This is a genomic window from Stenotrophomonas sp. 2694 (genome assembly GCF_040548715.1).
GTDB lineage: Bacteria > Pseudomonadota > Gammaproteobacteria > Xanthomonadales > Xanthomonadaceae > Stenotrophomonas > Stenotrophomonas indicatrix.
This window is the reverse complement of sequence record NZ_JBEPSG010000011.1, coordinates 78,211-101,977: the sequence shown is the minus strand read 5'-3', so window position 1 is coordinate 101,977 and position 23,767 is coordinate 78,211. Positions and strand designations below refer to the sequence as shown.

Annotated in this window: 23 protein-coding genes and 1 tRNA gene; 8 read left to right on the top strand and 16 right to left on the bottom strand. The window is 66.2% G+C overall.

All coding sequences use genetic code 11. The annotated features are described in order from the left end of the window. Window positions 1-72: 72 nt before the first annotated feature. The 5 genes from ABIA73_RS14330 to ABIA73_RS14310 all read right to left on the bottom strand — a co-directional run bounded on the left by ABIA73_RS14330 (window position 73) and on the right by ABIA73_RS14310 (window position 3,967). Window positions 73-405 (bottom strand): hypothetical protein, encoded by a 333-nt coding sequence (locus ABIA73_RS14330; protein ID WP_134832285.1) that lies wholly within the window; start codon window positions 403-405, stop codon window positions 73-75. Next, window positions 405-752, bottom strand: a complete 348-nt coding sequence (locus ABIA73_RS14325; protein ID WP_223482235.1) for a hypothetical protein — start codon at window positions 750-752, stop codon at window positions 405-407. The genes ABIA73_RS14330 and ABIA73_RS14325 overlap by 1 nt, the downstream gene beginning before the upstream one ends. Next, on the bottom strand, window positions 749-1,579 hold the full coding sequence (gene kdsA, locus ABIA73_RS14320) for a 3-deoxy-8-phosphooctulonate synthase (protein ID WP_012510652.1): 831 nt from the start codon (window positions 1,577-1,579) through the stop codon (window positions 749-751). Before kdsA ends, ABIA73_RS14325 begins: the two co-directional genes overlap by 4 nt. A gap of 88 nt (window positions 1,580-1,667) precedes the next feature. Continuing rightward, complete coding sequence (pyrG, locus tag ABIA73_RS14315) at window positions 1,668-3,332, bottom strand: CTP synthase (protein ID WP_025878896.1); 1,665 nt, start codon at window positions 3,330-3,332, stop codon at window positions 1,668-1,670. Window positions 3,333-3,733: 401 nt separating this feature from the next. After that, complete coding sequence (locus tag ABIA73_RS14310) at window positions 3,734-3,967, bottom strand: hypothetical protein (RefSeq protein ID WP_025878895.1); 234 nt, start codon at window positions 3,965-3,967, stop codon at window positions 3,734-3,736. Between the two features lie 160 nt (window positions 3,968-4,127). Between ABIA73_RS14310 and parE the strand changes: the two genes are divergently transcribed. From parE to ABIA73_RS14295, 3 genes are all read left to right on the top strand, one after another. Beyond that, window positions 4,128-6,017: a DNA topoisomerase IV subunit B gene (gene parE / locus ABIA73_RS14305; protein ID WP_025878894.1), complete on the top strand. Its 1,890-nt coding sequence runs from the start codon at window positions 4,128-4,130 to the stop codon at window positions 6,015-6,017. 240 nt (window positions 6,018-6,257) lie between these two features. Then, window positions 6,258-6,836 carry a GNAT family N-acetyltransferase gene (locus ABIA73_RS14300; protein WP_354275948.1) on the top strand — a complete coding sequence of 193 codons (579 nt, stop codon included), beginning with the start codon at window positions 6,258-6,260 and terminating at the stop codon, window positions 6,834-6,836. A 98-nt stretch (window positions 6,837-6,934) separates the two neighbouring features. After that, window positions 6,935-8,431 carry a S10 family peptidase gene (locus ABIA73_RS14295; protein ID WP_032976502.1) on the top strand — a complete coding sequence of 499 codons (1,497 nt, stop codon included), beginning with the start codon at window positions 6,935-6,937 and terminating at the stop codon, window positions 8,429-8,431. 493 nt (window positions 8,432-8,924) lie between these two features. Here ABIA73_RS14295 and ABIA73_RS14290 read toward each other — a convergent pair whose 3' ends face one another. Together ABIA73_RS14290 and ABIA73_RS14285 are read right to left on the bottom strand one after the other, a co-directional pair. Then, a complete protein-coding gene (locus ABIA73_RS14290; protein WP_025878891.1) occupies window positions 8,925-10,046 on the bottom strand; it encodes an inorganic phosphate transporter in 1,122 nt (373 codons plus the stop codon). 13 nt (window positions 10,047-10,059) lie between these two features. Then, window positions 10,060-10,686, bottom strand: a complete 627-nt coding sequence (locus ABIA73_RS14285; RefSeq protein WP_025878890.1) for a DUF47 domain-containing protein — start codon at window positions 10,684-10,686, stop codon at window positions 10,060-10,062. 292 nt (window positions 10,687-10,978) lie between these two features. Between ABIA73_RS14285 and ABIA73_RS14280 the strand changes: the two genes are divergently transcribed. Together ABIA73_RS14280 and ABIA73_RS14275 are read left to right on the top strand one after the other, a co-directional pair. Beyond that, entirely contained in the window at window positions 10,979-12,283 is a 1,305-nt protein-coding gene (locus tag ABIA73_RS14280) for a hemolysin family protein (protein ID WP_032952108.1), read from the top strand. Continuing rightward, window positions 12,267-12,920: an exopolysaccharide biosynthesis protein gene (locus ABIA73_RS14275; RefSeq protein WP_025878888.1), complete on the top strand. Its 654-nt coding sequence runs from the start codon at window positions 12,267-12,269 to the stop codon at window positions 12,918-12,920. Before ABIA73_RS14280 ends, ABIA73_RS14275 begins: the two co-directional genes overlap by 17 nt. An 89-nt stretch (window positions 12,921-13,009) precedes the next feature. On the opposite strand, the gene ABIA73_RS14270 is transcribed toward ABIA73_RS14275, so the two are convergent. From ABIA73_RS14270 to ABIA73_RS14255, 4 genes are all read right to left on the bottom strand, one after another. Beyond that, the gene (locus ABIA73_RS14270; RefSeq protein ID WP_025878887.1) at window positions 13,010-13,507 is read right to left on the bottom strand and encodes a pyridoxamine 5'-phosphate oxidase family protein; all 498 of its coding nucleotides are present in this window, start codon (window positions 13,505-13,507) and stop codon (window positions 13,010-13,012) included. 67 nt (window positions 13,508-13,574) lie between these two features. Continuing rightward, complete coding sequence (locus ABIA73_RS14265) at window positions 13,575-14,570, bottom strand: LLM class flavin-dependent oxidoreductase (protein WP_032976501.1); 996 nt, start codon at window positions 14,568-14,570, stop codon at window positions 13,575-13,577. Window positions 14,571-14,692: 122 nt separating this feature from the next. Then, a complete protein-coding gene (locus tag ABIA73_RS14260; protein WP_032976500.1) occupies window positions 14,693-15,460 on the bottom strand; it encodes a sulfurtransferase in 768 nt (255 codons plus the stop codon). 296 nt (window positions 15,461-15,756) lie between these two features. Then, window positions 15,757-16,122 carry a DUF6164 family protein gene (locus ABIA73_RS14255; protein WP_032976499.1) on the bottom strand — a complete coding sequence of 122 codons (366 nt, stop codon included), beginning with the start codon at window positions 16,120-16,122 and terminating at the stop codon, window positions 15,757-15,759. 69 nt (window positions 16,123-16,191) lie between these two features. On the opposite strand from ABIA73_RS14255, the gene ABIA73_RS14250 reads away from it, so the two are divergent. Next, window positions 16,192-16,626, top strand: a complete 435-nt coding sequence (locus ABIA73_RS14250) for an FKBP-type peptidyl-prolyl cis-trans isomerase (protein WP_025878883.1) — start codon at window positions 16,192-16,194, stop codon at window positions 16,624-16,626. Further along, a complete protein-coding gene (locus tag ABIA73_RS14245) occupies window positions 16,613-17,860 on the top strand; it encodes a TIGR03862 family flavoprotein (protein WP_218789078.1) in 1,248 nt (415 codons plus the stop codon). Before ABIA73_RS14250 ends, ABIA73_RS14245 begins: the two co-directional genes overlap by 14 nt. 25 nt (window positions 17,861-17,885) lie before the next feature. On the opposite strand, the gene ABIA73_RS14240 is transcribed toward ABIA73_RS14245, so the two are convergent. The 5 genes from ABIA73_RS14240 to ABIA73_RS14220 all read right to left on the bottom strand — a co-directional run bounded on the left by ABIA73_RS14240 (window position 17,886) and on the right by ABIA73_RS14220 (window position 23,009). After that, window positions 17,886-18,347: a GNAT family N-acetyltransferase gene (locus tag ABIA73_RS14240; RefSeq protein WP_033830792.1), complete on the bottom strand. Its 462-nt coding sequence runs from the start codon at window positions 18,345-18,347 to the stop codon at window positions 17,886-17,888. A 63-nt stretch (window positions 18,348-18,410) separates the two neighbouring features. After that, window positions 18,411-20,033: an FMN-binding glutamate synthase family protein gene (locus tag ABIA73_RS14235; protein WP_354275947.1), complete on the bottom strand. Its 1,623-nt coding sequence runs from the start codon at window positions 20,031-20,033 to the stop codon at window positions 18,411-18,413. A 44-nt stretch (window positions 20,034-20,077) separates the two neighbouring features. Beyond that, window positions 20,078-21,364, bottom strand: a complete 1,287-nt coding sequence (locus ABIA73_RS14230) for a nucleotide sugar dehydrogenase (protein WP_059063736.1) — start codon at window positions 21,362-21,364, stop codon at window positions 20,078-20,080. A gap of 111 nt (window positions 21,365-21,475) precedes the next feature. Then, window positions 21,476-21,928: a BLUF domain-containing protein gene (locus ABIA73_RS14225; protein WP_223482232.1), complete on the bottom strand. Its 453-nt coding sequence runs from the start codon at window positions 21,926-21,928 to the stop codon at window positions 21,476-21,478. Between the two features lie 58 nt (window positions 21,929-21,986). Beyond that, window positions 21,987-23,009: a TraB/GumN family protein gene (locus tag ABIA73_RS14220; RefSeq protein ID WP_059063734.1), complete on the bottom strand. Its 1,023-nt coding sequence runs from the start codon at window positions 23,007-23,009 to the stop codon at window positions 21,987-21,989. 115 nt (window positions 23,010-23,124) lie between these two features. Between ABIA73_RS14220 and ABIA73_RS14215 the strand changes: the two genes are divergently transcribed. Next, window positions 23,125-23,211: transfer RNA gene (locus ABIA73_RS14215), tRNA-Leu, on the top strand. Window positions 23,212-23,767: the final 556 nt, after the last annotated feature.

Genomic DNA, 23,767 nt, shown 5'->3' with positions numbered 1-23,767 from the left:
AGGGGGCGACAAAAACGAATGCCGCGTGATTATCCCCGGCTACCCCTCACTTGCCAAATGGCGCGATGGGCATCAGCCCCAGCTGGACCCGATCACGATCAGCAGCAGCGACACCAGCATCACCAGCAGGGCACCGGCAATGGTCGCGCACACCGGCCCGCGCCGACGCCGCCAGGCCATCACCATCGCCACCAGGCTGCCCACGAAGGACAGCACCAGCGTGACCAGCGCGCCCAGCATCCAGTACTGCATGGCCTGCACGCCGTTGTTGCCATCCCCCGGCGGACGGAAGCTGGCGGCGAAGGCCAGCACGCCCACGAGCAAGCCGCCCCAGGCGAGCACCGACAGCAACAGGGCGATCAGGCCCCACGGCCAGCTGCGCGAGGCTTCAGGCATCGTATTCATCAAAGAAGATCGTGCAGCAGGATGCCCGCCCACAGCGACAGCAGGACCATGGCCAGCGCAGCGGTAACCCTGCCCCGGTTCAGGCGCCAGCCGAGCACCGCGGCGAAGAACCCTGCGGAAATGGTCAGCACTTCGGCCACCGCCAGGGCGATGACGAAGGGCATCAGGTTCACTACCGGACCGCCGGCACTCGACGGGCGCATGCCGGCACCGAACAGCATGCCGATGGCGAATACACCGGACACCGCCAGCAATGCCAGGCCGAGTGCGATCGGGCCCCACGGCCACTGCCGCCAGCGCCGGCGACGACGCTGGATCTCCAGCGCCGCCTGCGGGTGCTGGCTCACGCGAAGCGCGAGAAGCCGTGCTTCTTGGTCACCGCGTCGAGCTCCATCAGGGTCTCGAGCAGGGCTTCCATCTGGTCCAGCGGCCACGCGTTGGGGCCGTCGGACAGCGCCTTGGACGGGTCCGGATGGGTTTCGGCGAACAGGCCGGAGATGCCCACGGCAACCGCGGCACGCGCCAGCACCGGCACATGCTCGCGCTGGCCGCCGGAACTGGTGCCCTGCCCGCCCGGCAACTGCACCGAATGGGTGGCGTCGAACACCACCGGGCAGCCGGTATCGCGCATCACCGCCAGCGAACGCATGTCGCTGACCAGGTTGTTGTAGCCGAAGCTGGCGCCACGCTCGCAGACCATGATCTGCTCGTTGCCGGTGGCCTTGGCCTTCTCGACGACGGGCTTCATGTCCCACGGCGCCAGGAACTGGCCCTTCTTGATGTTGACCGGCTTGCCGGCCGAGCACACCTTGCGGATGAAGTCGGTCTGGCGGACCAGGAACGCCGGGGTCTGCAGCACGTCCACCACCGAGGCCACTTCATCCATCGGGGTGTATTCGTGCACGTCGGTCAGCACCGGCACGCCGATCTGCTTCTTGACCTCGGCCAGCACCTTCAGGCCCTCTTCCATGCCCGGGCCACGGAAGGCCGTGCCGGAGGTGCGGTTGGCCTTGTCGAAGCTGGACTTGAAGATGAAGTTCACACCGAGCCTGTCGGTCACTTCCTTCAGCTTGCCGGCGGTATCCAGCTGCAGCTGCATCGACTCGATCACGCAGGGGCCGGCGATCAGGAACAGGGGCTGGTCCAGCCCGACCTCGAATCCACACAGTTTCATGGCGTTTCCTTGTTGTCCGCTACACCGGCACTGCCGGTGCGCTGGGGTTGAAGCGAGCAAGATGGGGGCCAGCGGCCCCCATGACAAGTCAGGCGCGCACTTCCTGCAGCAGCTTGCCACCGGCCTTGCGCTCACGCGCGGCACGGATGAAGCCGATGAACAGCGGGTGGCCATCACGCGGGGTGGACAGGAATTCCGGGTGCGCCTGGCAGGCCAGGAACCACGGGTGCTGGTCGCGCGGCAGTTCAACCACTTCCACCAGGGTGTCGTCCATCGACTTGCCGGCGATCACCAGGCCGGCGTCTTCCAGCTGGGTGCGGTAGCGGTTGTTGAACTCGTAACGGTGGCGGTGGCGCTCGGCGACCACGTCCTTGCCGTACAGTTCGCGGGCCAGCGTGCCCGGCTTCAGGCGCTGCTCCTGCAGGCCCAGGCGCATGGTGCCGCCCAGGTCACTCTTGTCGTCACGCTTTTCCACGTCGCCGGTGGCCGTGCGCCATTCGGTGATCAGGCCGATCACCGGGTTCGGCGACTGGCGATCGTTCTCGGTGCTGTTGGCGTCTTCCAGGCCCACCACGTGGCGCGCGTAGTCGACCACCGCAGCCTGCATGCCGTAGCAGATGCCGAAGTACGGCACCTTGTGCTCACGGGCGTACTGCGAGGTGAGCACCTTGCCTTCGAAGCCACGGTCGCCGAAACCACCCGGCACCAGGATGCCGTCGACATCGGCCAGCGCGGACATGTCGCTGCCTTCCAGGTCCTGCGCTTCCAGCCACTTCAGGGTGACCTTGGTGCGCTGGCGCAGGCCACCGTGCTTGAGCGCTTCGCCGACCGACTTGTAGGCGTCCTGGTGGTCGATGTACTTGCCGACCACCGCGATGGTCACCGCATCCAGCGGATGCAGGGTGGCATCGACGGCGTCTTCCCACATCGACAGGTCGGCCGGGCCGGCCTTGTCGGCCAGCTTCAGCTGGTTGATGACGATCTCGTCCAGGCCCTGTGCGTGCAGGCCCATCGGAATGCGGTACAGCACATCGACGTCGGGCACGCTGATCACCGCGCGCTCGGAGACGTTAGTGAACTGGGCGATCTTGCGACGCTCCGAATCCGGTACCGGCTGTTCCGAACGGCACAGCAGCACGTCCGGCTGGATGCCGATCGAGCGCAGTTCCTTCACCGAGTGCTGGGTCGGCTTGGTCTTCAGCTCACCCGCCGCAGCGATGTACGGCACCAGGGTGAGGTGCATGAACAGCGCCTTTTCCGGGCCGCGCTCGGTGCGTACCTGGCGGATCGCCTCCAGGAACGGCAGCGACTCGATGTCGCCGACGGTGCCGCCGATCTCCACTAGGGCCACGTCGAAGCCCTCGGTGGCTTCGTCCATGCAGCGACGGATCTCGTCGGTGATGTGCGGAATGACCTGCACGGTCGCGCCCAGGTAGTCGCCGCGGCGCTCCTTGCGGATCACTTCCTCATAGATGCGGCCGGTGGTGACCGAGTTCTTGCGGCTCAGGCGGGTGCGCACGAAGCGCTCGTAGTGTCCCAGGTCGAGATCGGTTTCGGCGCCGTCGTCGGTGACATACACCTCACCGTGCTGGAACGGGCTCATGGTGCCCGGGTCGACGTTGATGTACGGATCGAGCTTCATCATCGTGACCTTCAGGCCACGCGCTTCGAGAATGGCGGCCAGTGACGCGGCGGCAATACCTTTGCCGAGCGAGGACACCACGCCGCCGGTTACGAAAATCAAGGGAGTCATGGCTGCAAGCATCCTGTCTGGAAATGGAAAACGGCAGCGCCACGCCTGCCCGGGGGGCGGGCGTGGAGCAGAAAGGGGGTTTTCCGGTTCGCTGGAGCAGCGAGGGAGGTGCGGGCCCGGCCAGCGCAATGCGCCAGCGGGGAACCACCCTGCGAGGTCGGGGCGGCCGTGCCGGTCACTTCGACCGTCACCTGCGACCCGCTTTGCTGGAGGCCACGCTTGGCCGTGCCAGCCCATTCGCAAATGGTGGACACGCACTTACTCCCGGAAAGCCATAGTTTACAGATAGATGGCCGCCAACCCAAGGGGCAGATGGCGCCATCGGCAAAAAGAAACGCCCCGCTGGGCGGGGCGTTCGAGGGGGAAACCCTTGTGGCAAGGGCCTCGGAGGGGCAGAAGAATTACTTCTTCTTGCGTGCCTCTTCCTCTTCTTCCTGCTGCGGCACCGGCTGGCCCTTGGCCTTCATCTCGGCATTGGCCTGCGCGCGGCGCTTGGCCTTGGCCTCGGCTTCGGACTGCGCCTTGTCGGCCTGGTCACCCTGCTGCGGAGCAGGCTGGCCGGCGTTCTGCGCCAGCACCATCGGCACTGCAACAGCGGCGGCAGCCAGGATCGCAATGGTCAGCAACTTCTTCATGGAGTCCTCCTCGCGGTATGGCTCGGATGTGGGGGGCGCCGGTGTTCGGTTCCAGCGGTTGCCATTTTACCCCCTCCCCGCCAACGAGGCTGAACCGCAGGCGTGCAAATTCCCGGTCCAGACCGCACACTTGCCCGTCGCTCCACGCTTTCGAAGACAGATGAACGCCCGCTATAACGCCGCCGATATTGAAGTCCTGTCCGGCCTTGACCCGGTCAAGCGCCGCCCCGGCATGTATACCGACACCGCGCGCCCGAACCACCTGGCGCAGGAAGTGATCGACAACTCGGTGGACGAGGCCCTCGCCGGCCATGCCCGCTCGATCGAGATCACCCTGTTCAAGGACGGCAGCGTGGAGGTCAGCGATGACGGCCGCGGCATGCCGGTGGACATCCATCCGGAAGAGAAGATCCCGGGCGTCGAGCTGATCCTTACCCGCCTGCATGCCGGCGGCAAGTTCAACAACAACAACTACACCTTCTCCGGCGGCCTGCATGGCGTCGGCGTCAGCGTGGTCAATGCGCTGTCGACCCTGGTGGAAATCCACATCAAGCGCGACGGTGCCGAACACCGCATCACCTTCCGCAACGGCGACCGCGCCTCGCCGCTGGAAGTGGTCGGCACCGTCGGCAAGAAGAACACCGGTACCCGCCTGCGCTTCTGGCCGGACCCGAAGTACTTCGATACGCCCAAGTTCGCCGTGCGCGCGCTCAAGCACCTGCTGCGCGCCAAGGCCGTGCTGTGCCCGGGCCTGACCGTCAAGCTGACCGACGAAGCCACCGGCGAGGTCGACACCTGGTACTACGAAGACGGTCTGCGCGATTACCTGAAGCTGGAGCTGGGCGATCGCGAGTCGCTGCCGGCCGACCTGTTCGTGGGCAACCTGAAGAAAGACACCGAGATCGTGGACTGGGCTGTGGCCTGGCTGCCGGAAGGCGAGCTGGTGCAGGAAAGCTACGTCAACCTGATTCCCACCGCACAGCACGGCACCCACGCCAACGGCCTGCGCACCGGCCTGACCGAAGCGCTGCGCGAGTTCTGCGACTTCCGCAACCTGCTGCCGCGCGGCGTCAAGCTGGCCCCGGAAGACGTGTGGGACCGCGTGTCGTTCGTGCTGTCGCTGAAGATGACCGACCCGCAGTTCAGCGGCCAGACCAAGGAACGCCTGTCCTCGCGCCAGGCCGCCGGTTTTGTCGAAGGCGCCGCGCACGATGCGTTCAGCCTGCTGCTGAACCAGAATGTGGAGCTGGGCGAGAAGATCGCGCAGATCGCCATCGAGCGCGCCAGTGCGCGCCTGAAGACCGAGAAGCTGGTCGTCCGCAAGAAGGTCACCCAGGGCCCTGCTCTGCCCGGCAAGCTGGCCGACTGCATCAGCCAGGACCTGTCGCGCACCGAACTGTTCCTGGTCGAGGGCGACTCGGCAGGCGGCAGCGCCAAGCAGGCCCGCGACAAGGATTTCCAGGCGATCCTGCCGCTGCGCGGCAAGATCCTCAACACCTGGGAAGTGTCCTCCAACAGCGTGCTGGCCTCGGAGGAAGTGCACAACCTGGCGGTGGCCATCGGCTGTGACCCGGGCAAGGAAGACATCAGCGGCCTGCGCTACGGCAAGGTGATCATCCTGGCCGACGCCGACTCCGACGGCCTGCATATCGCAACGCTGCTGACCGCACTGTTCCTGAAGCACTTCCCGGCGCTGGTCGATGCCGGCCACGTGTTCGTGGCGATGCCGCCGCTGTTCCGCATCGACGTGGGCAAGCAGGTGTTCTACGCCCTGGATGAGGAAGAAAAGCGCTCGATGCTGGACAAGATCGAACGCGAGAAGATCAAGGGCGCCATCAACGTGACCCGCTTCAAGGGCCTGGGCGAGATGAATCCGCCGCAGCTGCGTGAATCCACCATCCATCCAGACACCCGTCGCCTGGTGCAGTTGACCATCGACGATGGCGAGCAGACCCATTCACTGATGGACATGCTGCTGGCCAAGAAGCGCGCGTCGGACCGCAAGGGCTGGCTGGAGAGCAAGGGCGATCTGGCTTCGCTGGAAGTCTGATTCCCGGACCGGTGGTAGTGCCGGCCGCTGGCCGGCTGCTTTTCTTGAACCAGCGGGATACCTGGGTTGCCGGCCAGCGGCCGGCACTACCGGACCTCTTCGTGCTGCCGGCCAGCGGCCGGCACTACCGGACCTCTTCGTGCTGCCGGCCAGCGGCCGGCATTACCGGGCCGTTGGATCGGCCGCCATCGGCAAACCCTGCGGGTCCATAATGCGCGTTCATCCGCGTGGACGACCCCATTGCCCGCCAACTCACTGCTGTTCCCCGGGCTGCCGCTGCACAGCGCGCGCCTGGTGCTGAACCCCATTCGCCGCGATGACGCCGCGGCCCTGTTCGCCCTGCAGTCCGACCCGGACGTGATGCACTGGTGGAACCACCCGGCGTGGACGCGTCCGGCCGAAGCACGCGCGCAGATCGACGACGACCTGGCTGCACAGGCCACCGGCACGCAGTTGAAGCTGGCCCTGCGCGAATCGGTGGACGGCCCGCTGCTGGGCATCTGCGTGGTGTTTGCCCTGGATCGGGACGCGGCGCGCGCGGAAATCGGCTATCTGCTGGCACCTGGCAAGCAGGGCCACGGCTACATGCATGAAGCGCTGCAGCAGGTGCTGGCCTATCTGTTCAACATCCTGCAACTGCACCGGGTGGAAGCGGAGATCGATCCACGCAACCACGCCTCGGCACACGTGCTCGAACGCCTGGGCTTCCACCGCGAAGGCCTGCTGCGGCAGCGCTGGCGTATCCAGGGTGAACTGGCCGACTCGGCCGTGTATGGGCTGCTGGCCGACGACGCGGTGCGCTCAGCCACCTTCGCTTGACCGGATCAGGCCACAACGCCGGCCCATGCCTTTGGACACATACGGTGCGCGGCACCCCGCCCTAGCATCGGGGTCCCTTCCGCTGCCGTTCCGGTGCCATGAAGTTCCTGCTGCACTCTGCCGCGCTCTGCGTCGGCCTGCTGATCGCCCCTGCCTGCGTGCTGGCCGCGCCTGCTGCTGACGGCGCCTCCGAATCGAAAGAAGAAAAGACCGAAGCCGCGCCCCTGCCGGCCGATGCGTCGGCTCGCCAGAGCATGCGCTTGGCGGGCCGCACCCTCGACTACACCGCCACCGTTGGCACCCTGCCGGTACGCGATGCGAAGGGCAAGGTGATCGCCGATGTGGTGTTCACCGCCTACACGATGCCGGGCAAGGACCGGCCGGTGACCTTCGCTCTCAATGGCGGCCCCGGCGCATCTTCTGTGTACCTCAACCTGGGCGCCATCGGCCCGAAGGTGGTGACCTTCGGTTCGGAAGGCGACAGCGCATCGGCGCCGGCGAAGCTGCACGACAATCCCGGCACCTGGCTGGACTTCACCGACCTGGTGTTCATCGATCCGGTCGGTACCGGCTTCAGCCGCGCCCGCATCGGCGATGAGGAAGCGAAGAAACAGCTGTATACGCCCAGTGCCGATGTCGAGTACCTCTCGCGCACGATCTACGACTGGCTGCTGCGCAACCAGCGCATGGCCTCGCGCAAGTACCTGACCGGCGAGAGCTATGGCGGCTATCGCGGCCCGCGCATCACCCACTTCCTGCAGACGCGCCTGGGCGTGGCGATGAACGGCCTGGTGCTGGTGTCGCCTTACCTGAGCCCGACCCTGGAAGACAACGCCGATGTCTCGCCGATGGCGTGGATGCAGACCCTTCCGTCGATCGCTGCCGCGCACCTGGAACGCCAGGGCAAGCTGACCGACGCGGCGATGCGCGAGGTGGTCGAGTACACCCGCGGCGACTACGCCACCGCGCTGATGAAGGGCCGCAGCGATCCGCAGGCGACCGAGGCGATGCTGCGCCGGGTGGCCGAGTTGACCGGCCTGGACCCGCAGTTCGTGCGCCGCGCCGGCGGTCGCCTGGAAACCCAGGCCTACCTGCGTGAGGTGTTCCGCGACAAGGGCACGCTGGGCAGCCGCTACGATTCCAACGTCACTGCGTTCGATCCGTTCCCGAACGATCCGGAGCAGCGCGCCAACGATCCGCTGCTGGACAGCATCATCGCCCCGACCACCACCGCGATGGTCGACTTCGTTACCCGCGAGGTCGGCTGGAAGGTGGATGCGCGCTACCAGGCGCTGAACTACGACGTGAACCGTCTGTGGGATCGTAATGGTGACCTGCGCGAGGGCGCGGTGACCCAGCTGCGCCAGGCCGTGGCGATCGACCCGCATCTGCAGGTGCTGATCGTGCACGGCTGGAATGACCTGTCCTGCCCGTTCATGGGCTCGATCCTGACGGTGGACCAGATGCCGACGATGGGCAGCAACCCGGACCGCGTGCAGGTGCGCAGCTATCCGGGTGGGCACATGTTCTACAGCCGGGCTGACAGCCAGGCGGCGTTCCGCAGGGATGTGCAGGCGTTGTTCCAGCGCAATTGAGGGATTGTCGGCCGGGCCTGCCGCCCGGCACCCGCAGAATCGACGGCAACGGCAACGGCAACGGCAACGGCAACGTCAAAAGCGGGCTTTCCGTGGGTTGGCGGGGTGGGCCCGGTTGCGGGGGACGCCGTAAACCCCCAGACCGGCCCAGCCGCTGGCGGCTGTGCGTTCGGGCGCTTGCGAAGCAGTGCCTCGCAAGCAAAGCGCCCTCACCCTTGGGGGCTTGGCCGCGGCATCCATGCCGCAGGCACCCCCGCAACCGGACCCACCCCGCCTTCGACAGGTTCCGGCTGCTGTTGGTGGGTGTCGACTTCCTGCTGCTGTTGGTAGGTGTCGACCTTGGTCGACACTGTAGATCCACGCCATGCGTGGATAACGGAAACCGGATGCTTCATGAAATGAAAAAGCCCGCCGGAATCCGGCGGGCTTTTTGTTTTCCGGGGTCAGATCCTTTTCCTGCAGGGAAAGGGCTCTGATCCCAAGGCTCCTGGCATCAGGTCCAGCCGAGCAGCTCGAACAGCTTCAGGATCAGGTAGGCGCAGCCGCCTGCCGCCGGGATGGTCAGGATCCAGGCCCAGACGATGCGTTCGATCACGCCCAGGCGCAGCGAACGCGGGTTCTTGGCGAAGCCTACGCCCATGATCGCGGTGGAGATGCTGTGGGTGGTCGATACCGGCATGCCGAAGTGCGCCGCCAGGGTCAGCACGGTGGCCGAGCTGGTTTCCGCGGCGAAGCCGTGGATCGGGTGCAGCTTGACCATCTTGTGGCCCAGGGTCTTGATGATCTTCCAACCGCCCGAGGCGGTACCGGCGGCCATCACCACCGCACAGGTCAGCACGATCCACATGGCAATGCCGTCGCCAGCGTGCGCGTCCGGATGCATGAAGGCCAGCCACGACGGCAGGTCGTTCAACGCGCCGGTCGCCTCGGCACCGATCAGGGTCATCGCGATGATGCCCATGGTCTTCTGCGCATCGTTGTGGCCGTGGGCAAAGCCCATGTAGGCCGCCGAAGCGATCTGTGCCTTGCCAAAGAACGCATTGACGATGCGCGGACGTGCCAGCCGGCCGATCGCGCCGCCGATCTTGGCCAGGCCTGCGATCAGTGCCCACAACAGCACCATCACTGCGATGCCGAGCAGGAAGCCTGCGATCGGCGAGGTGATCATCGGCACGAACACCTTCCACAGCAGGCCCTTGTTCTGCGCCCAGCTGCCAAGCCGTTCGGACCAGATCAGCGCGTCCCAGTTGTTGTGGGCCGCAGCCAGGCCGGCGCCGCACAGGCCACCGATCAACGCGTGCGAGGACGAGGACGGCAGGCCCTTCCACCAGGTGATCAGGTTCCAGATGATGCCGCCGAGCAGCGCGCACAGGATCACCTGCGGGGTCACGTCGACCACGTTGGTGTTGAGCAGGCCCGACGCGATGGTCAGTGCGACCGCGGTGCCGGTCAGGGCACCGATGAGGTTCATGAAGGCGGCAAGCATCACCGCCCAACCGGGCGACAGTACTTTGGTTGCCACCACGGTAGCGATGGAGTTGGCGGTATCGTGGAAGCCGTTGATGAACTCGAAGACGAGCGCGGCCAGGATCACCACCAGGACTAGGGTGAGCATCGGTACCGGCCCGTCAGCTGTTCTTCAACACGATCTGGTACGCCACCACACCGGCCTCGCGGCAGCGGTCGATGGCCTTTTCCAAGATCTCGAAGAATTCCTTGAGCAGGAACATCTGCAGGTTGTCCAGGCGACCGGAGTAGATGTCGCGGTACAGTTCGAGCATCAGGCGGTCGGCCTCGTTTTCCAGCGAGCGCAGGCGCTCGTTGAGCGCGGTCATCCGGTCCAGGTTCATGTGGCGCAGGTCGGCGACCATCTCCACCACTACGCCAGCGGCCTGCTCCAGCATCGCCGCGCGCGGCGCGAAGTCGATGTGTTCCAGGTGGGTGGTGGCCAGCGAATAGCGATCGGCGAACTTCTCGATCTGCTTGGGAATCTTGTACAGGGCCGAGCCCAGCGCTTCGATATCTTCGCGCTCGATCGGGGTCATGAAGCTGTCCACCAGCGCCTGGCTGATCTTGTCCGAGGCCGCGCGTTCGCGCAGACGGGCCAGCTTGAAGGCATCCAGGGCGGGCTGGCGATCGGCGTCGCGCAGCATCGAATGCAGTGCCTTGGCGGCATCGGAAGCCGCGACGGCAGCCTCATCGAGCAGGGTGTAGAACTGTTTGCCGGAACCGAAAATGGTCTGCAGAGAGAACATTGAGAAACCTGTCAGCCGTCGCGGGAAGGACGGCACCAGTGCGAATTATGACGGCTAGATGACCATCACGGGTATCCCTGCCCCTTTCCGGGGGTCGGGACGCCCAAAACTGAACAGGCATTTGCCACCCAGCCACGGCCCTTTGCTAAGATGCCAGCGCGTCTTCGGGCGCACCTTATGGACGACGACCCTTATCCCCCAGCGCCGCGCCGGACCCCGTTCCTGAGCGCCTGCCGCCATCGCAAGCACCCGCCCTCCCTGTCACCAACCGGGGACGATGCCCGTGTTTGAAATGATCCTGATTGTTTTCGCGCTTGTTCTGCTGAACGGCTTCTTTGCCATGTCCGAGATGTCGGTCATGACCTCGCGCAAGAGCCGGCTGAAGCAGCTGGCTGGCACCTCCAAGCGCGCGGCCAAGGCCCTGGAGCTGTCGGAGAAGCCGGAAGCCTTCCTGTCCACCGTCCAGATCGGCATCACCGTGATCGGCGTGCTGACCGGCTTCCTCGGCGGCGAGGCACTGGGTGAAGCCATCGGCGGCTGGATCCAGGGGCTGATGCCGGGCTTCGCCTACGCCGGCGGCATCGGCAAGGCCCTTGCAGTCACCTTCATCACCTTCATCACGCTGATCTTCGGCGAACTGGTGCCCAAGCGACTGGCCCTGACCCGCTCGGAGGACATCGCCGGCCTGGTGGCGCTGCCGATGAGCTGGCTGGCCAAGCTGGCCTTCCCCTTCGTCTGGCTGCTGTCCAAGACCACCCAGCTGGTGCTGCGCCTGTTCGGCCTGGGCAAGGACGAGGTCGCGTCGGTGACCGAAGAGGAGATCCGCATGCTGGTGGCCGAGAGCCACGAGGCCGGCGTGATCGACAGCCACGAGCGCGACATGATGAACCGCGTGATGCGCCTGGGCGACCGTACCGCCGACAGCCTGATGACCCCGCGCAACCGGATCGCCTGGCTGGATACGCTGGGTGGCCTGGACAAGAACCTGGAGATCATGGCCGAGCACGAGTTCTCGCGGTACCCGGTGTACCGCGACAACGACATGGACGTGGTCGGCGTGCTTGAGCTGAAATCGCTGGCCACGCGGATGGCACGCGGCGACAACGCGCTGTTCCAGACGTTGCGCGAACCGCTGTACGTCTCCGAATCCACCCATGCGATGAAGCTGCTGGAGATCTTCCGCGAAGAACAGCAGTCGATGGCGCTGGTGGTGGACGAGTACGGCGAGATCCAGGGCCTGGTAACCATCAGCGATTTGATGGGCGCGGTGGTCGGCCGCCTGCAGGCAACGGAAAATGCCGACGAGGACGCGCTGGTGGTGACCCGTGAGGACGGCTCGCTGCTGGTGGACGGCTCGCTGCCGATCGAGGACCTGCGCGAGCTGATCGGCAGCAACGACCTGCCCGACGCCGAGGATGGCGATTACTACACCCTGGCCGGCATGTGCATCCACTTCTTCGGCCGCATCCCGCACGCGGGCGAGTACTTCGACTGGGCCGGCTGGCGCTTCGAGGTGGTCGATCTGGACGGTGCGCGCGTGGACAAACTGCTGCTTCGCACCCTGTCCGACGAGCAGGCCGATGAGCTCACCGCCTGACGCCGGCCCCGGCGCTGCATCGCCGGAGTACCGCAACGAGGGCATCCGGACCCTGCTGGCGATGTTCGCCTTCGGTGACCCGGCCCAGCACATGAAGCTGGGGCAGATCCTGCAGGATCTGCAGCAGAGTGCCTTTGGTGTATTCCTGTTCGTCGCCATCCTGCCGGCCTTCATCCCCATCCCGGGGCTGGGCGGCGCAGTCAGCGGTCCGTTGGTGATCCTGATCGGCCTGCAGATGCTGTTCTGCATGCGCCGGCCCTGGCTGCCCGGCTTCATTGCCCGTCGCGGGCCGAAGCGCGGCACCATGCACCGGTTCCTGGATCGCATCGATGGTGCCCTGCGCCGCCTCGACCGCATGCTCAAGCCGCGCATGCCGCAACTGCTGACCCCGGCTCCCGCCCACGCCTTCAGCGGCCTGCTGCTGGTGCTGCTGGGCCTGCTGCTGTCGTTGCCGATTCCGTTCACCAACTATCTGTTCGGCTTCCAGTTGCTGCTGTTCGCGCTGGCCCTGCTTGAACGCGACGGCGCGCTGATGTTGTTCAACTGGGTGGCTGCGCTGGTGGCGATCGCATTCTTCGGCTTCAGTTCCGGGCAGCTGGTGGGCTACACCGTCGACCTGTTCCAGCGCTGGTTCTGAGCGCCTGCCGCTGCGCTCGCCGGGCATGGCCCGGCGCTACCCTGAGCCCCGCCCGGTAGCGCCGGGCCATGCCCGGCGGGTTACTGCAATCAACGCAGATCGATGAATCCGTTGTCGCCCAACCGTGCCGGCTCATCCTGCACCGCCGACAACACGAAACTCAACGCCGAGCCGAGCAGCGTGCCCGGTCCGTCCCAGTACTCGGCGGTCTCTGCACGCACGTGGATCAAGCGCAGGCTCGGGTCATCCGGGCCGCCCGGGAAGAACAGCTTCATCGCCGGCGACCACAGCTCTTCGACCTTCGCGCGGTCATCGATGATCCGTGCCACGCCGGCTACCGACACATACGTATTCTTCGATGGCGAGGCATAGGCCACGTTGACCCGCGGGTCGAGCGCGATCTCGGCCACCTTCGGGCTGTCGGCCGCAGTGGCGAACCACAGGTCGCCATCGAAGGCGACCTGCTGGGTGCCAAGCGGACGGCTGTAGAGGCGTCCATCGACACCACGGGTGGTGAACATCGCCACCTCCACGTCCTTGATCAGTTCAGCCAGCTGGGCAATGTGCTCGGTACGCGATTCGTCCATGGGGGACTCCGGAAGTGGGAGTCCCCATCAGACGCGTCCGCACCGCAAATTGCCGTGACGCAATTGTTCAGCCCGCGTGGCGGGCATGCCAAGCGTGCATTGCCAGTTCGAACGAGCGAAGGCGCGCGCGGTGGTCGTACAGGTTGGCGGTAAGCATCAGTTCGTCGGGCTGATGGCGTTCGACGAACGCCGCAATGCCATCGGCAACCTGCTGCGGATCACCCAGCACGGTGCACGCCAGCGCCCGCTCCACGCCCAGCTTCTCGTGGGGTTCCCAGAACGCTTCGATGTCATCGATCGGCGCCGGAATCTTGCCCGGACGGCCGCGACGCAGGTTGACGAAGCTCTGCTGCTGGCTGGTGAACAACCGCCGCGATTCGGCCTCGCTGTCACTGGCCACCACGTTCAACGCCAGCATCGCGTGCGGCTGCTTGAGCGTGGCCGAAGGGCGGAATTCGCGGCGATACACCGCAAGCGCTTCATCCATGGAATCGGGGGCGAAGTGCGAGGCGAAGGCGTACGGCAGGCCCATCGAGGCGGCCATGCGTGCGCCGAACAGGCTGGAACCGAGGATCCAGGTCGGCACCCGCAGGCCGCCGCCGGGTACGGCCTGCACCGCCTGGCCGGGCTGCACCGGTTCGAAGTAATGCAGCAGTTCGCGTACGTCCTGCGGAAACTGGTCGGCGCTGTCGAAATAGCGGCGCAGGGCGCGGGCGGTCGGCTGGTCGGTACCCGGCGCGCGGCCCAGGCCCAGGTCGATGCGATCGGGGTACAGCGAGGCCAGGGTGCCGAACTGCTCGGCCACCTGCAGCGGCGCATGGTTGGGCAGCATGATGCCGCCGGCGCCGACGCGGATGCGTTGGGTGCCACCGGCCACATGACCGATCAGCACCGCCGTGGCGGCACTGGCGATGCCAGGCATGTTGTGGTGTTCGGCCAGCCAGTAGCGGCGGTAGCCCAGCGCATCGGCATGCTGGGCGAGCTCAAGCATGTTGGCAAAGGCGGCAGTGGTATCGCTGCCCTCGCAGACCGGGGCCAGGTCGAGAATCGACAACGGGATCATCAGGCGGTTTTCCGTCACAAGATCCCCGTTTGATGGGGTCGACCTGCCCCCACGGCCAGTGCCGGTGGCGGGACGCTGATTCCTGCCTGGCCGGTTCAGGCCCGCAGGCCAATGTGGAAGCGTCAGAACGCGCTGGGGCGTGGCTCGGGCAACGGCTCGTCCACCAACGGCTTCAGTTCGGCATCCAGCGCCACCCGTTCGTCGAACACAAAACAACGACCTTCGTAGCCCTCACCGCCGACTTCCTCGAAGTAACCGAGGATGCCGCCATCGAGCTGCAGCACGTTGTCCATGCCGTCGTTGAGCATCCACAGCGCCGCCTTCTCGCAGCGGATGCCACCGGTGCAGAAACTGACCACGGTGCTGTCCTTCAGCGCTTCACGATGGGGCGCCAGCGCCTCGGGCAGATCGGTGAACTTGTGGATGGGCAGTACCAGCGCATCCTTGAAGGTGCCGTACTCGATCTCCTGCAGGTTGCGCGTATCGAGCATCACAACGCGCTTGCCAGCATCATCATGCCCCTGCCGCAGCCAACGCTGCACGGTAGCAGGATCGATGGCCGGCGCGCGCGGGTAGTCCAGCGGCTGGCCATCGTCACGACGGAAGCTGATGATCTCGTCCTTGACCTTGGCCTTCAGCCGCGCGAACGGCTGGTGCTCGCTGAAGCTGGTCTTGACCCGCATATCGGCGAAGCGCGCATCAGCACGCAGTTCCGCGTAGAAGCCATCGATCGCGGACGGCGCACCCGCCAGGAACAGGTTCAGCCCCTCGCCCGCCACCAGGATCGTCCCCTGCAGGCCGGACGCCTCGGCACGCGCCTGCAGCTGGTCGCACAGGGCCTGGGGGGCGTCGATGACGGCGAAATGATAGGCAGCGGTATTGGCGATCATCCCGCCATTTTAGCGCCTGACCGCCCCCGTATCAGCCTCCACCGTTCATCCACGCATGGCCTGGATCTACCACAGTGTCGACCAAGGTCGACATCTACCGACAGCACCCGGAACGCGTCCGGGGCGGGGCGGTGTGGGCAGGCGGGACCGTTGGCGCCATGGATGGCGCCATCGAGCCCCCAAGGATGGGTCTACGGCGTCCCCCGCCTGCCCACACCGCCCCGCCCACGACGGAACGCCCGCTGTTGCTGTTGCCATTGCCTCTGCGGGTGCCGGGTGCAACCCGGCCAAACCCCCTACCCCCGCAGCAGCATGAACGGCAGGAGCACCAGTGCCGCCGCCACCGCCATGCCCAGCAGCACCAGCACCACGAACACAGGGCGGCGGCGCAACAGGCTGCCAAAGGTCTCGGCAGTGCCGTCGCGCAGGGCCTGTTCGCGCTCGGCACGGACCCGCACGCCACGGGCCGCCTGGTAGTCGGCCATCAGCGCCTTGGCACGCGGCTGGTCGGCATCCTCGCGCAGCCACAGGCCACCATTGGAGATGCCCCACGGACTGGGTTCGGTGCGGTACCAGGCGATGCCGTGCTGGTCCAGCAGCGTGCAGACATCAGCATATTCGTCGTTGCCGACATTGCGCAGATTGAGCAGGAGTTTTGCCATGCCACCATGATACCCGGCGCCGATGCGCTAACCTTGCCGCCCTCGACTCATCGCCCCTGGAGACGCCTGATGCGCCGCCTGCTGCTTCCCCTGCTGCTGTCCCTCGCCGCCGTTGGTTGCTCGTCGGAGCCGTCCGGCCCGCCGCCGGGAGGCACCATTGCCACGTTCGAGCGCATCGACACCCAGCCGGGCAGTGGTGCCGAGGCCGTGCCGGGCCAGAAGGTCAGCGTGCATTACACCGGCTGGATCTACGACGAGCGCGCCGACAACAAGCACGGCAAGACCTTCGACAGTTCGGTCGAGCGCGGCGAGCCGTTCACCTTCACACTGGGTGCGGGCCAGGTCATCCGTGGTTGGGATGAAGGCGTCGCCGGCATGAAGGTCGGCGGCAAGCGCACGCTGATGATTCCGCCGGAATTCGGCTATGGCGACCGCCAGGTCGGCCCGATTCCGGCAGGTTCGTCGCTGGTGTTCGACGTCGAGCTGCTCAATGTCCAACAGTGACGTCCGCCCGCCGCGCCGCATCGCCGTCATCGGCGGCGGCCCGGCCGGGTTGTTTGCCGCCGAGCGGCTGCGCGCGGCAGGCCTGGATGTCGATCTGTACGAGGCCAAGGGCTCGCCGGGCCGCAAATTCCTGATCGCCGGCAAGGGTGGGCTCAACCTCACCCATTCCGACCCACGTCCACTGTTCGACAGCCGCTACCGCGAGCAGGCAACCCGCGTCGGCCGCTGGCTGGATGGTTTCGACGCGCAGGCGCTGCGCGACTGGGCCGCTGGCTTCGGCGTGGAAACCTACGTCGGCAGTTCCGGCCGGGTGTTCCCGGTCGACCGCAAGGCGGCACCGTTGCTGCGCGGCTGGGTCCGCCGGTTGAAGGAACAGGGCGTGCGCCTGCACGTCAACCATCGCTGGCTGGGCTGGAGCGACGACGGCGCACTGCGTTTTGCCACCGACAACGGCGAACTGGAGGTGCGTGCCGATGCGACCGTACTGGCACTGGGCGGCGGAAGCTGGCCGCAGCTGGGCAGTGACGGTGCATGGGTTCCGACGTTGCAGGCCCGCGCCGTGGACATCGCGCCGCTGCAATCGGCCAACTGCGGATTCGACGTTGCATGGACGCCGTTCTTCGCGCAACGCCATGCGGGCGCACCACTGAAGCCGGTCGTCGCACATTGGCATGGCCTCGACGGTGAGCCGCACACCCTGCAAGGGGAGTGCGTGGCCAGCGAGTACGGTATCGAAGGCAGCCTGATCTACGCCCTGTCGGCCGACCTGCGCGAAACCCTCAACCGCGACGGCCACGCCACGCTGTGGCTGGACCTGGTTCCGGGCCGCGACGAGGCACGGCTGCTGGCCGACCTTTCGCAGCCGCGCAAGGGGCGAAGCTTCGGCGAGCACCTGCGTCGCCAGACTGGACTGGACCCAGTGAAGACCGCGCTGGTGTTCGAAACACTGGGCAAGGATGCTGGCAACGATCTGGCCGCGGTGATCGCCACGTTGAAGCGCCTGCCACTGCGCCTGCTGCGCCCGCGGCCGATGGCCGAGGTGATCAGCACGGCCGGCGGCGTGCGCCTGGACGCGCTGGACGAGGGCCTGATGCTGCGTGCCTTGCCCGGCGTGTTCTGCGCCGGAGAGATGCTGGACTGGGAAGCACCGACCGGCGGCTACCTGTTGACGGCGTGCTATGCCAGCGGACTGCGTGCGGCAGAGGGCGTGACCGCGTGGTTGGCCACGCGTTGATCAACGCGCGATAGCGCCGGAAATTTCACCCCGGCCGGCGCATCTTCACCGACGCCAATGCCACGCCACTGGGATGCGGATACAGTTCCTCGCGCTCGGCGACGAAGCCCTGCCGCTGGTAGAACGGCACGGCGTTGAGCGAGGCCGACAGCACAACCTCCCGCGTCGGGTCGGCCAGGGCCAGCAACCGCTGCATCAGCGCCTGGCCGATACCCTGCCCGCCCCGATCCGGATCAACGAACAGCGCATCGATCTCGTTGCCCTCGGCATCGAACACACCGAACCCCAGCACATTGCCCCGGTCATCCTCGGCCACGACGCAGCCGCCCTGCCCCAGCAACCGCGAATACTGCACCGGCGGCGGCGATGCCGACCAGGGTGCAATCACCTCCGGCGGATAGTGGCTGCTGCACAGCTCACGTACGCAGCGCGTTCGCAGGGCCCACAGCGTGCCCACATCATCGTCGGTACCCGTCCTGAACTGCATGCAGCCTCCTTGCATGGATGGTTTTCGTGCAGTCGAGCATGGGCTCGGTCCTGCAACGCGGGGTCATCGCGACTTGCTGGCACGCAGCGCCCGGATCTTCGGTGGCGGCTGGAACGAATCGCTGCGTGCGTCCGCCCAGAACGAATGGAACACCGCGTGGTCGGGCACCTTGTGCAGCAGCTCGCCCGGTTCCAGGTAGCGATACAGCGAGGCCAGCGAACGGATCTCGACCGGCGACACCCGCCGCAGAATGTGTTCCGGGCCGAGCTCGGCCGGATCGTTCAAGCCCGCCGCGCACAGCAACTCCTTCAGCGCGTGCAGGGTGTGCTCGTGGAAGCTGTACACGCGCGTGGCCTTGTCCGGTGCATCCAGATGCTTCCAGCGTGCCGGATCCTGGGTCGCGATGCCGGTCGGGCACTTGTCGGTATGGCAGCTGAGCGACTGGATGCAGCCCAGCGCGAACATGAAACCGCGCCCGGCATTGCACCAGTCGGCGCCCATCGCAATGGTGCGGGCGATATCGAACGCGCTGGTGATCTTGCCGGCAGCGCCGATACGGATGTGCTCGCGCAGGTCCAGGCCGACCAGGGTGTTGTGCACCAGCAGCAACGCTTCGTGCATCGGCACCCCCACGTGATCGACGAATTCGGCCGGTGCCGCGCCGGTACCGCCTTCGGCGCCATCGACGACGATGAAATCAGGCAGCAGACCGGTCTCGTGCATCGCCTTGGCAATGCCGAACCATTCCCACGGGTGGCCGATGGCCAGCTTGAAACCAACCGGCTTGCCACCGGACAGTTCACGCAGGCGGGCCACGAACTGCAGCAGTTCAACCGGCGTGGAGAAGGCCGAATGGCGCGATGGCGACACGCAGTCCACGCCCATCGGCACGCCACGCGTCACCGAGATCTCGGCGGTCACCTTCGGCGCCGGCAGCACCCCGCCATGGCCGGGCTTGGCGCCCTGCGACAGCTTGATCTCGATCATCTTCACCTGATCGTGGTTGGCATTGGCAACGAAGCGTTCCTCGCTGAAGCCGCCCTTTTCGTCACGGCACCCGAAGTAGCCCGAGCCGATCTCCCAGACCAGGTCACCGCCCATCTCCCGGTGATACGGCGAAATCGAGCCTTCACCGGTATCGTGGTAGAAACCCCCCAGGCGTGCGCCTTCGTTCAATGCGCGGATCGCATTGGCCGACAGCGAACCGAAACTCATCGCCGAGATGTTGAACACGCTGGCCGAATAGGGCTTGGCACAGTTCGGACCGATCAGCACGCGGAAATCATGCTTGGCGATGGTGGTCGGCGCCAGCGAATGGTTGATCCATTCGTAGTCCACCGCATATGTGCTGCGCAGGGTGCCGAAGGGCACCGTGTCCATCTGGTTCTTGGCGCGCTGGTAGATCAGCGCACGCTGCTGCCGCGAGAACGGCACATCCTCCAGATCGCTCTGCACGAAGTACTGGCGGATCTCCGGGCCGATCGATTCCAGGCCATAACGGAAGTGCGCCATCACCGGATAGTTGCGGCGCAGGGTGCTGCGCTTCTGCAGCAGGTCCCAGGTCCCCAGCGCCACCATCGCAGCTGTAATGCCGACGCCCCAGTACCAGGCCGGCCAGATCGTGGCCAGCCACAGGCAGATCGGAAACATCAGGATGGCGAGCAGGTAGACGATATACCGGTGCATGGCGTTCCTCGGTTGCAACTGCCCCGAGTCTACCGCGCAAGCACCTACAGGCGATCGTCGACCACGCTGCGCGGCCAGGCGGACTTCACGTCATAGACCAGCCCACCGGGCGCCAACAGGCTGCGGATATGGGCATCGTCCATCGCCTTGAAGCTCTCATGCGCCACCGCCAGCACCACCGCGTCGTAGCTGCCGGGCACCGGCTCGGCCAGCCAGTTCACGCCCTCGTCCGCCATGGCAGCTGGCCCCACCCACGGATCGCTGACGTCCACCTGCGCGCCGCTGCCGGCCAGCCGCTGGGCCAGTTCCAGCGCGCGGCTGTTGCGCAGGTCCGGGCAGTCCTCCTTGAAGGTCACGCCCAGCACCAGGATGCGCGAGTGCGCTGGCATGCGGCCACGCTCGGCGAGCATCGCCAGCACGCGTTTGGCCACATGTTCGCCCACCCGGTTGTTGACCTGCCGGGCGGTGTGGATGAGGTCGGGGTGGTAGCCCATGCTTTCGGACTTGTGCAGCAGGTAGTACGGGTCCACGCCGATGCAGTGGCCTCCCACCAGCCCCGGCCGGAACGGCAGGAAGTTCCATTTGCTGCCTGCGGCGTCGAGCACATCCTGGGTGTCGATGCCGAGGCGATCGAAGATCAGGGCCAACTCGTTGACCAGCGCGATGTTGACGTCGCGCTGGATGTTCTCCACCACCTTGGCCGCTTCGGCGACCCGCATCGACGGCACCGGGAACGTGCCAGCGGTGATGATCCGCTGGTACAGGCCATCGACCACCGCAGCCACGTCCGGCGTTGAACCGGAGGTGATCTTGCGGATGTCGGCCAGGCGCCGCTGGCGGTCACCCGGGCTGACCCGCTCGGGACTGTAGCCGCAGTAGAAATCCTCGTTGAAGCGCAGGCCCGAGCCCTGTTCCAGCAGCGGCACGCAGACTTCTTCGGTGGTACCCGGGTAGACGGTGGATTCGTAGATCACCAGATCACCGGCGCGCAGATGGCTGGCGATCAGTCGCGTCGCCGAGCGCAAAGGCTCCAGATCAGGCTGCTCGTAGGCATCGATCGGCGTGGGCACGGTGACGATGTAGACGTTGCAGGCGTCGAGCTGCGCCGGATCGCTGCTGTAACGCAGCAGCGACGCGCTGGCCATTTCGTCCGGCTCCATTTCCAGCGTATGGTCCTGCCCACCGGCCAGTTCGGCGATGCGCGCAGCGTCGATGTCGTACCCCAGGGTGGGCAGCTGGCGGCCGAACGCCACTGCCAACGGCAGCCCGACATATCCCAGGCCGATGATGGCCGGGGACGGGCTCTGTGCTGCGCCGATCGGCGCGCTCATGCGCGGCGTCCAACAGGCGGCGATGGTGTCCACTGGGTCATGCGAGGATCCGGGAGCAGGCAAACGTGCCGACAAGGTTAACCGCGGCAGCGGCGCCAGACCACGCCCGGATCAGGATCCGAGGCTGACGGCAGCCGGCTCGAGTTCGCCGTGCCGCCCCGTCCAGGCCCGCAACAACAGGCAGAAGCCATGCTCCGGGGGCTCCTGCCCCAGGCTGAAACCATGCCACGGGGCCGCCACGATGCTGCCCAGCGTCGCCGCATCCACGTGCCGGTTGGCCATCGTCCAGCGCGGGAACCAGCGGCTCGGGATCGGGCCTGCGGCAAGCTGGATGATGCTGCCGTGGCGACGCGCGTTGCCGATCCGCGCGTGCACCGAAGCCAGCCCATCCCGTGGGCCTTCGATGTACTGCAGGAAACGGCTGCCATCGAACATCAACGCCCCGGTCACCCCGGCCATGCGGTTGAACGCGGTCGCATCGGCCAGCAATGCATCGAGCTCGGGCACGTCCAGTCCCTCCCTGGCCGTGCTGACATAAGCGTACGCATGCAACGGCATGTCCATCACTCCCCTCCTGAGTGCAGAGGAATATGACAGGAAGCACGAGGACTTCAAGCGTTGGCTATTCCGGCGGCGACTCGACCTGATAACCGCGTTGCACCAGCGCATCCAGATAGCCCTCGCCCAGCAGCAGGCTGACCGGCACCGTCGCGAAGGTGCCTGGATGACGGCTCAGCGCCGCATCCACGCCCTGCAGCCAGCGCGTGCGTACCTGCTGCGGCATATCGCTCCAGCCGCGCCGGCGCACGAAGGCCGAATCCTGCAGCAGTTCGCGGCAGGTCTGGGCCATCGCCGAACCCGACAGCCGACGCAGTGCCGCGACATCCCCCAGCGCCCAGGCGTTGGCGCGCTCGCGCAGCACCGGTGCCTGGAATTCCACCGTGTCGAGCGTGCGTTCGAAACACGCGCGGTCATCGACTTCGGTGGCCTGCAGCTCCTTCAACGTGCCACGGATGTCGTCGACCTTCAGCTTGACCTGCACGTCTTCCGGCTTCAGATCGTGCGCCTTGTACGCGCGCCCGAGTGCTTCCTTGACCTGCTTGCCATCGCGCAGGCCGTTGCGCTTGAGGAAGGCCTGGTACAAGCGGCCGGAGGCCACCAGCGGACGGTCCTTTTCCACGCCACGGTCATTGCCCAGGTAGGTCTGTTTCAGGCCGAGCCAGCGCGCGTGCGTTGCCGGCGGCAGGATCTGGTCAAGCGTGCGCCCCTGCGGATCGCGCGCGGTCTTCAATGCCAGTGGCAGCAGGGTCAGACCCTTGAACACGCCGATCTTCGCATCGAGGGCGAAACCCGGATCGCCCAGCACATGGTCGACGCTGGCAATGGTCCGCTCGACTTCGTCGGAGCGCCATTGCACCCCGCTCGGCAACGGCGAGACCGTGCCCAGGATCCACAGCACATGCCCCTGTGGAGCGGTGACCTTCCAGAGGCCGGGGCCGGGTTGTTCGCCGGTCACCTGCACCGTCTCCATGTCCACCACCGCGCCGGTGGGCGCAGGCACCTGCTGCGCGGCAGCCGGGCCAATCGCCAGCATCAGCCCCAGCACGGCACTGCATCCGATCCATCGCTCGCCGCGTGCACGCATATCGCCATTCCCGGAAATGTTGGCGGACTGTACCCAGCCCCGCGCCCGGTTGCGTAAAAGCCGCGTTAGCCGGCGGCAGCGGCGGCGATTCCGTTACAATCGGCGCGCGCTGCAGGCCCGGATGGCGAAACTGGTAGACGCATCGGACTTAAAATCCGCCGGGGGCAACCCCATGCCGGTTCGATTCCGGCTCCGGGCACCAACGGTTTCGGGCGATTTCTTGTAGCTCCCGGCGCTCCGCAATTTTTGACTTGCTCCGCAAAAGCGAGCTGGCCGGGCTCACACGCCCCGGCGCAGTTCCCTCAGACCTGTCCTCAGCCGTGTCTTCATCGGGTCCTTCGCCCTTGGCTTCATCACCGCCGGCGAACGGATTGGCGCCAGCGCTTCCTTTACTCGTTCTAGGTCCCTCGCCCCCCTCGATCAAGCAGCGTGCCTGCTGCAGCTGTTTGTGTAGGCGGCAGGGCGGGCAGCGGCGGTAGAGGCTCGCTCGGAGTGTCGTCCACCATCCGAGCCACAGCTGCTCGCAGCCGCATCCGGGGGGCCAGCCTGCCCGCGCACCAGCGCTCGGCATAGCGTTTACCCTGGAAGATGCAGGCCGCCCGCTCATTCCTCGTCTCCCACATCTTTATGGAACACGGCAGAAACGAGCCGTATAGTCTGTTGATGAAGAGCAATGGAGCGATGATGAACGCTATCTCGCATGGCCCCGTATCGCTGGGGCGCAAGAATGGAGGCTATGGGAACGAGCCGACGGCGGC